This window comes from Sporosarcina sp. JAI121 (assembly GCF_013408665.1).
Classification (GTDB): Bacteria; Bacillota; Bacilli; order Bacillales_A; family Planococcaceae; genus Sporosarcina.
Genome location: NZ_JACCCL010000001.1, coordinates 2,375,506 through 2,388,845, shown reverse-complemented (window position 1 = coordinate 2,388,845; position 13,340 = coordinate 2,375,506). Strand labels below are relative to the sequence as shown.

Here is a 13,340-nt window from a genome sequence, read left to right as displayed (position 1 = left end):
GAGTGGTAGACTACTAAAATTCCGAATGGAGGAAACGACATTGGACAGCAGACATAATGATGATAAGAATAGACAGTTAGAAACATTCCGTTCATATGATGCGGGGGAAAAAATGACGACGAACCAAGGACTTAAAGTGTCAGAGGACGAACATTCCTTGAAAGCGGGGGTACGTGGTCCGACATTGATGGAGGACTTCCACTTCCGTGAAAAGATGACCCATTTTGACCATGAGCGGATTCCTGAAAGAGTCGTGCACGCAAGAGGCTACGCGGCCCACGGTGAATTTGAATTATATGAATCGATGAAAGACTATACGAAAGCTGCATTCCTGCAGGAGCCTGGTTCGAAAACACCGGTTTTCACACGGTTTTCCACGGTTGCGGGCAGTAAGGGATCGGCAGAAACGGTTCGGGATGTACGCGGATTTGCGGTAAAGTTCTATACCGAAGAAGGGAACTATGACTTAGTCGGTAATAATATACCGGTTTTCTTCATCCAGGATGCCATCAAATTTCCCGATCTTGTCCATGCGGTAAAACCTGAACCCCAAAACGAAATGCCACAGGCGGCTTCTGCACATGATACATTTTGGGATTTTGTCGTGAGCAACCAGGAATCTGCACATATGATCATGTGGCATATGTCCGATCGTACGATTCCGCGGAGTTTCAGGATGATGGAAGGATTCGGAGTCCATACATACCGATTGGTGAATGCTGAAGGGAAAGCGCATTTTGTAAAATTCCACTGGAAACCGAAACTCGGCGTTCACTCTCTCGTGTGGGATGAAGCACAGAAAATCAGCGGGAAAGATCCAGATTTCCATCGCCGGGACCTTTGGGAGTCCATTGAAAAAGGGGACTTCGTCGAATTTGAATTCGGTGTCCAATTGATTGAAGAAAAAGATGAGTTCATGTTCGATTTTGATATTCTGGATCCGACCAAAATATGGCCGGAAGAGAAAGTCCCCGTCAAAATCATCGGGAAGATGACACTAAACCGTAATGTTGATAATGTATTTGCCGAAACGGAACAAGTCGCATTCCATCCGGGAAATGTCGTGCCGGGGATTGATTTCTCAAATGATCCGTTGCTGCAGGGCCGCTTGTTTTCTTACACGGATACGCAGCTCATCCGCCTCGGCGGACCAAATTTCCACGAGTTGCCGATTAACCGCCCAGTGTGCCCGATCCATAACAATCAACGTGATGGCTATGGCAGGCAGACAATCAATGTGGGGCAGGTCAGCTACCATAAAAATTCTCTGGCAAACAATACACCGGCAACATCTTCTGAAGACGAAGGCGGTTTCGTTCATTACCAAGAGAAGGTGGAAGGACGCAAAATTCAAGCGCGCAGCGAATCTTTCAGTGACCACTTCTCGCAAGCACGTCTTTTCTGGAACAGTATGACATTGCCCGAGAAAAAGCATATTGTGGATGCGTTCAGTTTTGAAGTCGGTAAAGTGAAAGATAAGAATATCAAACAACAAGTTGTGGATATGTTTGTCAATGTCGATAAAGGCTTGGCAACCGCTATCGCAGAAGCGGTCGGCGTCAAGCATCCCGAGGGCAAGGAATCGGATGTGACCGAATCCTCACCAGCTCTTAGCCAGGAATTAACGGCGAAATCGCCGGCTACACGAAAAATCGCTATTCTCATTGGTGAAAAGTTCAATGGCGGCGAAGTGGAAGCGGTTGTCAAAGCTTGTCTGGAAGCAGGGATGACTGTTGATATCGTCGGCGAGAAGTTCGGCTTCGTTTATGGTGAAGATAAACTGGCAGTCGAAGTGACGGAAACTTTCCTAACTGTCCATTCCGTATTGTATGATGGACTATACGTCGTCGGAGGCGAGGCGGATAATCCAAGAAAACTAATGCAAGATATCGTCAATTTTATCAACGAAGCTTTTCAGCACTATAAACCAATCGGTATCGCCACAACCGGCAAGCCTTTCTTCGAGGCGTCAATTGCGGAAGAAGGTCCGGGTATCGTACTGGCAGGCGCAGCGGATTTCAACAGCGAGTTCGTCGCCGCGGTCGCCGCACACCGGCATTGGGAGCGAAAAATCTATTGATGGAATGAAATTGAAGCGGTCGTCACTTATGTGGCGACTGTTTTCATTTGGTTGCAGAACTGGTAACATATGAATGTAAAAACTATTGGACTATATACTCGACACTTAACAGATGGAAGGTAAGTGAGTTTTTTGTGATTATTACTAGAAAGCAGTTTCCAATACCGCTTCGTCGCTTGGTGATGGCCTCCCGTAATGAGCCCGCCAGAAGATCACTGTCGGTCTCATTACTCCGGCTCACACTTGTCGCTCCTTCGCTGGAGTCGTACATCGTATAAGTCGATTGTTACTGTTTCTATTGAATTCTAAATTAATGGTGCAGAGTATATAGACAGGAATTATGACTATATCATGCAGTCATAAATATTGCAGGTAATCTAGCGAAGGCGCCTTCCAGCGGTAGCCGAAGCGATAAGACTGGCAGTGGTTTTCTGCCCGGCTTATCGCGGGAGGCATCCGCAAGCGCCATAGCGTGTAGTATGGAAAATCGTTAGTTCAGTCTATATACTCGGCACTTAACAAATAGAAAGTATGTGAGTTTTTTGTGATTACTACTAGGAAGCAATTTTCAATACCGCTTCGTCGCTCGGTGATGGCCTCCCGTAATGAGCCCGCCAGAAGATCACTGTCGGTCTCATTACTCCGGCTCACACTTGTCGCTCCTTCGCTGGAGTCGTACATCGTATAAGTCGATTGTTACTGTTTCTATTGAATGCTAAATTAATGGTGCAGAGTATATAGACAGGAATTATGACTATATCATGCAGTCATAAATATTACAGGTAATCTAGCGAAGGCGCCTTCCAGCGGTAGCCGAAGCGATAAGCCGGGCAGTGGTTTTCTGCCCGGCTTATCGCGGGAGGCATCCGCAAGCGCCATAGCGTGTAGTATGGAAAATCGTTAGTTCAGTCTATATACTCGGCACTGATTAAATGGAAAGTAAGAGAGTTTTTTGTGATTATTACTAGAAAGCAGTTTCCAATACCGCTTCGTCGCTTGGTGATGGCCTCCCGTAATGAGCCCGCCAGAAGATCACTGTCGGTCTCATTACTTCGGCTCACACTTGTCGCTCCTTCGCTGGAGTCGTACATCGTATAAGTCGATTGTTACTGTTTCTATTGAATTCTAAATTAATGGTGCAGAGTATATAGACAGGAATTATGACTATATAATGCAGTCATAAATATTGCAGGTAATCTAGCGAAGGCGCCTTCCAGCGGTAGCCGAAGCGATAAGACTGGCAGTGGTTTTCTGCCCGGCTTATCGCGGGAGGCATCCGCAAGCGCCATAGCGTGTAGTATGGAAAATCGTTAGTTCAGTCTATATACTCGGCACTGATTAAATGGAAAGTAAGAGAGTTATTTGTGATTATTACTAAAAAGCAGTTTCCAATACCGCTTCGTCGCTTGGTGATGGCCTCCCGTAATGAGCCCGCCAGAAGATCACTGTCGGTCTCATTACTCCGGCCCACACTTGTCGCTCCTTCGCTGGAGTCGTACATCGTATAAGTCGATTGTTACTGTTTCTATTGAATTCTAAATCAATGGTGCAGAGTATATAGACAGGAATTATGACTATATCATGCAGTCATAAATATTACAGGTAATCTAGCGAAGGCGCCTTCCAGCGGTAGCCGAAGCGATAAGACTGGCAGTGGTTTTCTGCCCGGCTTATCGCGGGAGGCATCCGCAAGCGCCATAGCGTGTAGTATGGAAAATCGTTAGTTCAGTCTATATACTCGGCACTGATTAAATGGAAAGTAAGAGAGTTTTTTGTGATTATTACTAGAAAGCAGTTTCCAATACCGCTTCGTCGCTTGGTGATGGCCTCCCGTAATGAGCCCGCCAGAAGATCACTGTCGGTCTCATTACTCCGGCCCACACTTGTCGCTCCTTCGCTAGATTTAATCGTCGTACAAAGAGAATATTACAGTTTCTATTAAATTCTAAATTAATAGTGCTGAGTATATAGTAAAAGGATGATACAAATATGAAGCAAAACAAAAAGAATTCTAGCACCTTACTGAAAAAACCGGCAAGCATCGTGGGTATCGGTGTCGCCTTGCTCGCTATGATTGTGTACACTGTTTTTTTTCCGGATCAGGAGCCAGGCCGGGACGGTTTAATCCCGGTCGAACTTGTAAAGACAATCGATGGCGATACGATTAAAATCATGTATGAAGGCAAAGAACAAAATGTCAGATACTTACTCATCGACACTCCGGAAACGAATCATCCGCGACTCGGTAAGCAGCCATTCGGCGAGAAAGCGAAAGAGCGTAATCAGGAGCTCTTGAACAGTGGGAAACTCGAAATCGAATTTGACATAGGCGGAAAAACGGATAAGTATGGCAGACTGCTAGCCTATATTTACATTAACGGTATAAGTGTCCAGGAAAAACTGTTGGAAGAAGGCCTTGCCCGCGTTGCGTATGTTTATCCGCCGAATACGCGGCATCTTGACGCGTTTGAAAAAGCGGAGGCAAAAGCGAAAAAAGCAGGTATTGGAATCTGGACGCTTAAAAACTATGCAACCGATCGCGGATTCGACAGTGAAACGTATGTAGAAAAAAAGACGGTGACGAAGCCGGTATCCGGTGCTAAAGAATTTTTCAAAAACTGTACAGAACTGCGCAAGAAATATCCAACTGGAGTGAAGCAAGGACATCCTGCTTACTCTGAAAATATGGACGGCGATAAAGATGGGTTTGCATGTGAACGTTGACATCTTGACAAAGAGTTAGATAAAACACTCAATTGCGTTTTTTAGTAAACTACTTGACTTGCGCCATGAACATGATAAGATTCAAATCAATTACTACTGCGTAAATGCTAATCGTTATAATTGAATATATTTGAGAGATGGTCCAGTAATCATAATGTGAGCAGCAGCAAGAGACTGAATGGCAGGTGTGAATTCAGGCAGCATTATGTATGAAGTACGCCATCCGATTTTCTCAACTACTAATGAAGTGGATGGCCGGTCCAGAACTGGTTCATCAATTAGGGTGGTAACGCGGAGAGCTTCTTCGTCCCTTTCCAAGGGATTGAAGGGGCTTTTTTGTTATCTACTAATAGGTTAAATAAGTATTCATATGTTCAATATCTTTTGTTTTAACCATCGAGGAGGATCTCATCATGTTTCGTATAAAATCAATTATTTCACCGACTTTTGCAGAAGCCGCAGCACTGATAGCAGCAATTGTAACGATGATCAGTGTCAGTATAGTTAAATTTGAATCAGTTCCGCATATGCCGATTTTATTTTCTATATTGTTATTGATTTGCTATGGTCTGTTCAAAAAAGTTCCCTACCGTAAACTTGAAAGAGGTTTGGTGGAAGGAGCAGGAGCGGGTATGAGTGCGGTATTCCTGTTTTTCTTCATCGGAATTTTAATCAGCAGCTGGATGATGAGTGGGACGATTCCTACCTTGATCTATACAGGGTTTAATTTGATTACACCATCCTTTTTCTTTGCAATTGTATTTGTTGTCACTGCAATTATTGGCCTTTCAATCGGCAGTTCGTTAACGACGGTTGCAACGGTCGGTGTTGCATTTATCGGTATGGCAACCGTGCTTGACTTATCGATGGCCATTACAGCAGGAGCAATTGTTTCGGGAGCGTTTTTCGGAGATAAAATGTCTCCCCTATCAGATACGACAAATCTTGCTTCTTCGATTGTGGGCGTCGACTTGTTCGAACATATTCGAAATATGGGCTGGACGACAATTCCCGCTTTTGTTATATCACTAGTGATTTTCGGTATACTTTCTCCAAGTGTCACACTGACTGAAGTCGATAAAATCGCCTTTTTCCAGGAAGGGCTTTTGGAGACAGGGATGATACATTGGTATACGGTGATTCCGCTAGTTGTTCTTGTTATCATGACGATAATGAAGGTTCCTGCGCTAATGACATTGGCCGTTAGCGCCGCCAGTGCAGTCGCAATTTCATTTCTCCATCAAAGCTATGGCGCAGCACAAGTGTTCAAAATCTTATTCAGTGGCTTTGTTTCAACGACAGGAATTGAGGACATCGATGCGCTACTCACTCGTGGCGGCATGGAAAGTATGATGTTTACTGTCGGTTTAGTATTGCTGGCGCTTAGTATGGGTGGGCTATTATTCACGCTTGGAATTGTCCAATCACTGCTTTCAAAAATTGAAAGTCTATTGAGGAAAGTATCCTCAGTGATTGCGGCATCGGCATTAACTGCTATCGGTATCAACGTGTTGATCGGCGAACAGTATTTATCGATATTATTGACAGGCCAAGCTTTCCAATCACAATTTGAAAAGGTAGGCCTCACGGGCAAGAACTTAAGCCGAGTGATGGAGGACGCAGGGACGGTTGTGAATCCGTTAGTACCGTGGAGTGTCTGCGGAATTTTCATCACGGGTGTGCTAGGCGTTTCTACGATGGAGTATTTGCCATTTGCATTCTTTTGCCTGTTATCGCCTATATTAACGGTATTGTTTGGGTTTACTGGGAAGACATTAACGTATATTGCGAATGAAAAGTGAGTAATTGTACTATACGCGAGTGAGCGCACCTTTTTGGGTAATGGGTTCCCTTCAGGGGACAAAAGATAAAAAAAGCATATGATTTCAAAAAAAGAGCATCCTATGGAGCTCTTTTTTTGATGAAATTAAGTAATTTTAGGTTGCTGTTTTCCTTTTTTAAATAAACGTACTATTCCATAGCCTACTAATCCAACTAGAAGATATACAAAAACATATCCAATAGCACTGCTATTTGCCCATGTAAAGATTGTAACTAAAAACCCTAAAACAGAAACACCTAATGATATAAAAATGTTGCTTTTACAAATTGCAGTTAGTACACCTTGTATTAAAAATAAAGCAGGATAAATAATTAGTAGCGAAATCAAGAAGTATTTGTGATCTGTTTGTTGGAAAAACATATCTGTAAAAGAAACGTAACCAATGATCATTATAATGATTGAAGGAACAATAAGATTTAAAAAATTGTATAGTCCAAGTCTCTTCATTATAGAACTCCTTCCGAAATATTATGAAATGTAATAAAATTTCCTTTTCTTTATAATACGATAAATTTGAAATGCCGTTACAAAAGTTTACCGAAAAAACGAAAAAACCTTCAAACCTACTTTCTTCTATCTTCGTTCCTACGTTTCCAATTACCTCTTGCTAGTTTTTTTTGCCTTTATTAATCTTAAAATGATGCACTTATTTCCATACAAAATAGCCCGTTACTTTTTGGGGAGTGCTCTTTTTGTTAGGAATTTAATTACGAAGGGCTATGTTGTGATGAAAGTATTCATATGAAGTGAAATCATTTGGAGCGTATGAGTAGTGTAGTTGTTCCATAACATATTTAAAAAGTACTTTGATTCACTTGCGACAGGATACCGATATGAGAAGTTTACTTATTATGGAATTCATCAAAAAGAACTAAAGAGTACCACCACTTTTAGGCGAATATAATGCCAGGTTTTTGCTTTCTAGTTCGACATACTTACTATGAAAGTTGGAATTTTTAAATATGATATATAGCCAGAGCGCAGGCGCCTAACAGGGGTAGCCGAAGCCATAAGACTGACGACGAAGTTGTCTGGCTTATGGCGAGAGGCATCCCCTAGCGACGAAGCGGATGTGAAGGGATTCTTTATTTCAATTTATATACTCAACAAATTTTGACTGGTGGTAGTACTTTAAAAATGTAACATTCAGATTGGCCAAATTGAAATCTATCAAAAGCGGAAAGAGATTGGATGAATAGGCATATTCCCAGATTGCAATGCGTACTCTCTTATAGAGAATCCAATACACTTTTTTATTTATTGGATTAAGACCATGTACAGGATTCTTATAAGTAGCAGGGCTGGATAAAGGAAGGAGTGGTGACGTGCCGCTTGTCACTTCACTTATTCAGCCCCAATTTTCAACTAAATAAGTGGAGGAGCATATGATGACGTGTATGCTCTGTGTGTAGACGCCTTACAAGGGGGACATCGAAAAAGTCCGAATTTCCTTCAAGCCCGTTGATTTCCTTTCCGAGCGGACGCTTTCCGCGGGCACGGCTTCAGCCTCCTCGTCACTGCGTTCCTGCGGAGTCTTCAGCTCGCGCTGTTCCCGCTGGAGTCGCCGCTCTCCACTACAATCAACTAGTTCTTACTATAAAAAAGAACTTTTTCAGTGGCTTGCTTACAAGGAGGAGCCATCCCCGAAGCGCTGGAGCGTATTTGAAGGAAATCTTTAATTCAACTTTACTAGTTCTATAGGTTTCACCAAATAACTTTAATGGGGGGTGTATGGCATGAGTTTATTATTGTTTTTAATTATCGGTGGTATCATCGGATGGTTCGCAGGATTAATTTTAGGTAAAGATATACCAGGTGGAATCATAGGTAATATTATTGCCGGTGTCGTTGGTGCATGGATTGGCGGTAGGTTGCTAGGGAATTGGGGTCCGAAACTAGCTGAGTTTTACATCGTCCCAGCCATTATTGGAGCGCTTATTTTCGTGATTATTTTAAGTTTTATTATGAAATCCATGCGTGGGAGATATTAATTCCTCATAATGAAATAAAAAAACGCTGACTAGCAAAGTTCAGCGTTTTTTATCGTTTAGAAGTAGTAGTTTCAGATTCATATGCGGATAGCATGACTATTCATCACTCATCATTCCAAAGAAAATTTTTCACTGTAATTGGTCGCTTCTTTTAAAGCTTTTTCCTCCACTGGAATTCGCACTGACATCATCCATACGTTTAAAAGTGTGAATATGATTGCAGTAAAATAAGCGCCAAACATGAGCGGTAGGACAAGAAGTTCAGTCGCCACAATTATATAATTCGGATGCCGCACCAGCTTATAGGGACCTTTCTGCACAACATCCGCCCCTGGCAAAATGATGATTTTCGTGTTCCAGAACTTCCCGAGTGAAGTAAGACACCAGATTCGAGCAACTTGCGCGACAAGAAAAATGAAGAGAAATAAAATCCATTCTGGCGACAGCAACCTGCCGAACAGAAAAACTTCCGCTAGAAGTGAAATGAAAAACGCTATATGCATGGTAACCATAACAGGGTAGTGGGTGGTACCCACTTCAAATGCCCCTTGGCTGCGCATCCATTTCTCATTCCGCTTCGCGACAAAAAGTTCAACGAGACGCTGCAAGATGACGATTGAAATGACAATTGAAAATATCATCTACTATACACCTCATTCCCATCTCAATAACAGCAGTTCACCGCAAAATCCCGGTCCGAGTGCAGCCATCAGTCCATAATCACCGGCAGCAGGTTCACTTTCCATGAATCTCTCTAGCACATAAAGGATGGTAGGGGACGACATATTCCCATTCTGACGTAGTACATCGCGTGAAATATCTGTTTTGGTCGAATCAAAACCAAGCGCCGTTTCGTAGGCTTCAAGCACTTTTTTACCGCCCGGGTGCGCGACGAAGTGTGTAATATCATCTTTTGTCAGGTCGTGCTCGGTGAGAAATTCATGGACGAAAGGTCCGAGCCAATTAGTTATGATCGCGGGAATGCTTTTTGAAAAAACAACGTACAGTCCAGAATTTTTCACATCCCAGCCCATAACACCTTCAGAATCCGGCAACAATTTCGAAGTTGTCGCAATAACACTAGGCACTGCTATTTTACCCTTAATGGAGGATTTATCCCCAGAAACTAACGCACATGCAATTCCATCAGAAAACAATGATACTCCTACCAGATTACTTTTGGAATAGTCGTCTTTTTGAAATGTCAGGCTACATAATTCAGCGGAGAGAACGAGGACATTCGCCTCCGGGAAGGCAAGGCAATACTCATACGCCCTGCTAATACCTGCGGCACCTCCAGCGCAACCGAGCCCCCAGATAGGAACGCGTTTCGTATTATCCCGAAAAGGAATTTTGTTCATAATACGTGCTTCGATGCTTGGCGTTGAAATCCCGCTGCTTGAAATAAAAAAGATAGCGTCAATCATGGACGGTTCAATCGGCGCCTCAAACATCCCGTTCCCTTGAAGGCACGCCAGCACGGCTTGAACGCCGAACTCGATGGTATGGTGAATATATAAATCATTTCTTTCTTCGAAATCATGTGCTTGCCCATACCATTCAAGCGGCATGCATACGTTGCGTGTCTCGATATCGCCATTTTGAAAGACTTTCAAAAGCCGTTCAATATCATTATATTTCTCACTAAAAAGTGAACGGGTCAATTCAACGGCCTGTTGCTGTTTTACTTCATGTGGCGGTTTTAATGTACTTACAGAAAGGATTTTCGGCATAGGCTACCTCCAGCTTCATTTATATTACACATAACCTAAATATGAATGTACCAAACGTAGACACTGAGCATGCCCACCATGTAAACAATAGACTTCATGTAAAATGGAGGGAATGACGATAGGAGGGACTTATATGTCCATCAAATTAAGTATTTTAGACCAATCACCGATTTCTGAAGGCAGTAACGCAATGGAGTCACTAAAACATACAGCTAAACTTGCACAAAAGGCCGAGGAATGGGGATATACACGATTTTGGGTATCCGAACACCATGACGCAACGACACTTGCCGGTTCATCCCCGGAAATACTTATCTCACACCTAGCATCACTCACATCTACAATCCGTATTGGATCAGGCGGTGTCATGCTGCCTCATTATTCCGCGTATAAAGTCGCCGAGAACTTCAAACTTCTGGAGGCACTTTTTCCTGGACGGATTGACGCAGGGATTGGACGTGCGCCTGGCGGTATGCCGCGAGCAACATATGCCTTACATGATGGGAACTACCGGGATGTCAGTAAATTTCCGGGTCAAGTTGACGAGTTACTCATGTATTTGAACGACACAATGCCAGCGGACCACCCATATCAAGGGGTGAAAGCGACGCCTGTCACCGTAAAGGCGCCGCCAGTCTGGATGTTGGGATCGAGCCAAAGTTCCGCACTTCTTGCAGCAGAAAAAGGGCTGCCTTATATGTTTGCACAGTTCATCAACGGAGAAGGCGGTCCATCTAGTGCAAACCACTACCATAAGAGGTTCCAGCCTTCCGCATACTTACAAAGACCGGAGCAGGCAGTCGCCGTCTTTTTCGCTTGCGCTGAAACGGAAGAAGATGCGGAACGGATTATTTCATCACTCGATCTGTCCATGGTCATGCTCGAACAGGGAATGCCTTCGAGAGGAACTCCGTCGCCCGAAAAGGCACTTTCTTACCCGTACAGTCACTATGAACAATTGCGGGTTCTTGAAAATCGCAAACGGATGATTGTCGGTACACCAAAAATAGTACGGGCAGAAATCGAAAAGATTGCAGAAGAATATAATGCGGATGAAGTCATGCTTGTCATGATAGCATACGATTTCCAAGACAAGCTAAAATCGTATGAATTGATTGCCAAGGAAATGCTAACCTGAAAGCTAGTTCATACCTCAACGTACGCATAACTTGTACAAAAGATGACTATCACTCAAGAAATTCTGTTAATATGTGACCGCTTGGAGGAAACGAGTGTTTGTATTTGACCGAAACTCTTGTTCAAAACAATCTTAATAACTTGGAGCATTGGAACTGTGATGGTGTATAGGGCGGTTATAATGTCAGCAGAACCCTAAATAAACCAACGTAAGAATATTTTAAATACAGGCAACTCCCACATGAATTCCGTCGGGAGTTGCCCGTTACTTTTTCAACAAAATCTATTCAACTTCACGAACATAAAATACCTTTACCCCCTTGAAGGCGCATTTGCTTCGTTTAAGCCATAAGACTAGTAGTGAAGTAGCTAGTCTTATGGCGGGAGGCATCCCCGAGCGCCGTAGCGGATTCAATGGAATTCCTTTTCAACCTATATAGATGTTACAAATCTGTTAAATTAAACGTTGACAATTATAAATTGTTGACTGGAAAACCTCTTCACACTACAATGAGTAATGTGAGGTGGTCAAATCGTGAGAATCCGGAAATTCAAAATTAATGAAAGTGGTTTGAATCGCTTTTTTGGACCTCTTGAGGCAAAAATCATGGACATCTTATGGAATGATGTCGAGATGACAATAAAAGATGTCCAGCAAGTTCTCGATCGGGAGAAAACGACGAATTTCAATACTGTCATGACCGTCATGAATCGATTAGTCGAAAAGGGGATCCTTCAAAAGAGAGCAGAAGGAAGATCATCCATGTACAAACCGATTCTAACAAGAATGGAATTTTTGAATACACAATCAAAAGAAATGACAAACGAATTAATGGATGAATTCGGAAATGTTGTTGTGAGCCATATGCTTGATGCACTTGAAGAAGTCGACGATGACCTTGTCGCTAAACTCGAACAAAAAATTAAAGAATTGAAAAAGGATATGTAATGTATGTCTAAACGTCAATCTACTTTAATGTTTATCGTTTCACTCGTCATTTCGGGTATGATTTTTCTTCAAATGGGCTTATACATCATTTCGATAGTAGCAGGTTGGAACGCCAAATTTAACTTAGTTGTCGTATGTCACAGTTGGTTGAGGTCAATTGGATTGTCATCACTCGAATATGCGCTTGATGCGCTCGTGATCTATACATTGTCATTTTCAATATGGAAAATCGGGTCACAAATTGTGCATGCTGCGCGAATGAAAAAACGATTTGAACAATATAGAGAGAGAAAGCTCACAATCGAATTGAACCGGGCATACGGGAGCGGAAAAGAGGACTTTATTGTCGTCTCACATCCCGCACCGATTGCGATTACAATGGGTTTTGTTTGGCCTAAAATCATTGTCTCAACCGGTTTAATGAACCTTTTAAATGAAGGTGAATTAAAAGCCGTCATGTCACACGAGAAATATCATCAAGAAAATCGTGATCCACTGAAGCTATTTTTGTTATCCCTGTGCGCATTGACAATGTGGTATATTCCGATACTGAAATGGTTTAATCAAAAATACAGAATCATTCAGGAAGTATTGGCGGATGAGTTCGCGATTGAAAAACAGCGGACATCTGTCAACTTGGCCAGTGCACTTTTAAAAATGTTGAAAGTTGGCAAGCCGAAAAAAATGTCTTTTACCTATGCATCATTTGCGGATACGTCCGTAAATTACCGGATTCAACATATCCTGAATCCGGTAAAGGGAGTTCAATTGGAGCTTCCTTTGAAAGTCACGTTAATATCGTTAACGATATTCAGTTTACTTTGTGTACTCTTTATTTACGCGCTTGCGTAAATTTTTTACCCCATTACACTACGATACGTAG

General features: G+C 42.6%; 10 protein-coding genes. 7 read left to right on the top strand and 3 right to left on the bottom strand.

Annotated features, from left to right (window positions below):
* Positions 1-40: 40 nt before the first annotated feature.
* The 3 genes from HDC33_RS11275 to nhaC all read left to right on the top strand — a co-directional run bounded on the left by HDC33_RS11275 (position 41) and on the right by nhaC (position 6,606).
* Positions 41-2,080, top strand: a complete 2,040-nt coding sequence (locus HDC33_RS11275; RefSeq protein ID WP_370457441.1) for a catalase — start codon at positions 41-43, stop codon at positions 2,078-2,080.
* 1,989 nt (positions 2,081-4,069) lie between these two features.
* Positions 4,070-4,804, top strand: a complete 735-nt coding sequence (locus HDC33_RS11270) for a thermonuclease family protein (RefSeq protein WP_179392520.1) — start codon at positions 4,070-4,072, stop codon at positions 4,802-4,804.
* A 413-nt stretch (positions 4,805-5,217) separates the two neighbouring features.
* Entirely contained in the window at positions 5,218-6,606 is a 1,389-nt protein-coding gene (gene nhaC / locus HDC33_RS11265; protein ID WP_179392519.1) for a Na+/H+ antiporter NhaC, read from the top strand.
* 125 nt (positions 6,607-6,731) lie between these two features.
* Here nhaC and HDC33_RS11260 read toward each other — a convergent pair whose 3' ends face one another.
* Positions 6,732-7,094 (bottom strand): hypothetical protein, encoded by a 363-nt coding sequence (locus HDC33_RS11260; protein ID WP_179392518.1) that lies wholly within the window; start codon positions 7,092-7,094, stop codon positions 6,732-6,734.
* Positions 7,095-8,383: 1,289 nt separating this feature from the next.
* On the opposite strand from HDC33_RS11260, the gene HDC33_RS11255 reads away from it, so the two are divergent.
* A complete protein-coding gene (locus tag HDC33_RS11255) occupies positions 8,384-8,638 on the top strand; it encodes a GlsB/YeaQ/YmgE family stress response membrane protein (RefSeq protein WP_179392517.1) in 255 nt (84 codons plus the stop codon).
* Positions 8,639-8,748: 110 nt separating this feature from the next.
* On the opposite strand, the gene HDC33_RS11250 is transcribed toward HDC33_RS11255, so the two are convergent.
* Both HDC33_RS11250 and HDC33_RS11245 read right to left on the bottom strand, forming a co-directional pair.
* The gene (locus HDC33_RS11250; RefSeq protein WP_179392516.1) at positions 8,749-9,279 is read right to left on the bottom strand and encodes an isoprenylcysteine carboxyl methyltransferase family protein; all 531 of its coding nucleotides are present in this window, start codon (positions 9,277-9,279) and stop codon (positions 8,749-8,751) included.
* 12 nt (positions 9,280-9,291) lie between these two features.
* Positions 9,292-10,371 (bottom strand): type III polyketide synthase, encoded by a 1,080-nt coding sequence (locus tag HDC33_RS11245; protein WP_179392515.1) that lies wholly within the window; start codon positions 10,369-10,371, stop codon positions 9,292-9,294.
* A 133-nt stretch (positions 10,372-10,504) separates the two neighbouring features.
* Between HDC33_RS11245 and HDC33_RS11240 the strand changes: the two genes are divergently transcribed.
* From HDC33_RS11240 to HDC33_RS11230, 3 genes are all read left to right on the top strand, one after another.
* Positions 10,505-11,509 carry an LLM class flavin-dependent oxidoreductase gene (locus HDC33_RS11240; RefSeq protein WP_179392514.1) on the top strand — a complete coding sequence of 335 codons (1,005 nt, stop codon included), beginning with the start codon at positions 10,505-10,507 and terminating at the stop codon, positions 11,507-11,509.
* 534 nt (positions 11,510-12,043) lie between these two features.
* Complete coding sequence (locus tag HDC33_RS11235) at positions 12,044-12,457, top strand: BlaI/MecI/CopY family transcriptional regulator (protein WP_179392513.1); 414 nt, start codon at positions 12,044-12,046, stop codon at positions 12,455-12,457.
* A gap of 3 nt (positions 12,458-12,460) precedes the next feature.
* Positions 12,461-13,309, top strand: a complete 849-nt coding sequence (locus tag HDC33_RS11230; RefSeq protein ID WP_179392512.1) for a M56 family metallopeptidase — start codon at positions 12,461-12,463, stop codon at positions 13,307-13,309.
* The last annotated feature ends 31 nt before the right edge of the window (positions 13,310-13,340 follow it).

Excerpts from the sequence above, each read along its gene's own strand:
- HDC33_RS11270 (WP_179392520.1), top strand. The coding sequence starts at position 4,070 with ATGAAGCAAAACAAAAAGAATTCTAGCACCTTACTGAAAAAACCGGCA.
- nhaC (WP_179392519.1), top strand. The coding sequence starts at position 5,218 with ATGTTTCGTATAAAATCAATTATTTCACCGACTTTTGCAGAAGCCGCA.
- HDC33_RS11260 (WP_179392518.1), bottom strand. The coding sequence starts at position 7,094 with ATGAAGAGACTTGGACTATACAATTTTTTAAATCTTATTGTTCCTTCA.
- HDC33_RS11255 (WP_179392517.1), top strand. The coding sequence starts at position 8,384 with ATGAGTTTATTATTGTTTTTAATTATCGGTGGTATCATCGGATGGTTC.
- HDC33_RS11250 (WP_179392516.1), bottom strand. The coding sequence starts at position 9,279 with ATGATATTTTCAATTGTCATTTCAATCGTCATCTTGCAGCGTCTCGTT.
- HDC33_RS11245 (WP_179392515.1), bottom strand. The coding sequence starts at position 10,371 with ATGCCGAAAATCCTTTCTGTAAGTACATTAAAACCGCCACATGAAGTA.
- HDC33_RS11240 (WP_179392514.1), top strand. The coding sequence starts at position 10,505 with ATGTCCATCAAATTAAGTATTTTAGACCAATCACCGATTTCTGAAGGC.
- HDC33_RS11230 (WP_179392512.1), top strand. The coding sequence starts at position 12,461 with ATGTCTAAACGTCAATCTACTTTAATGTTTATCGTTTCACTCGTCATT.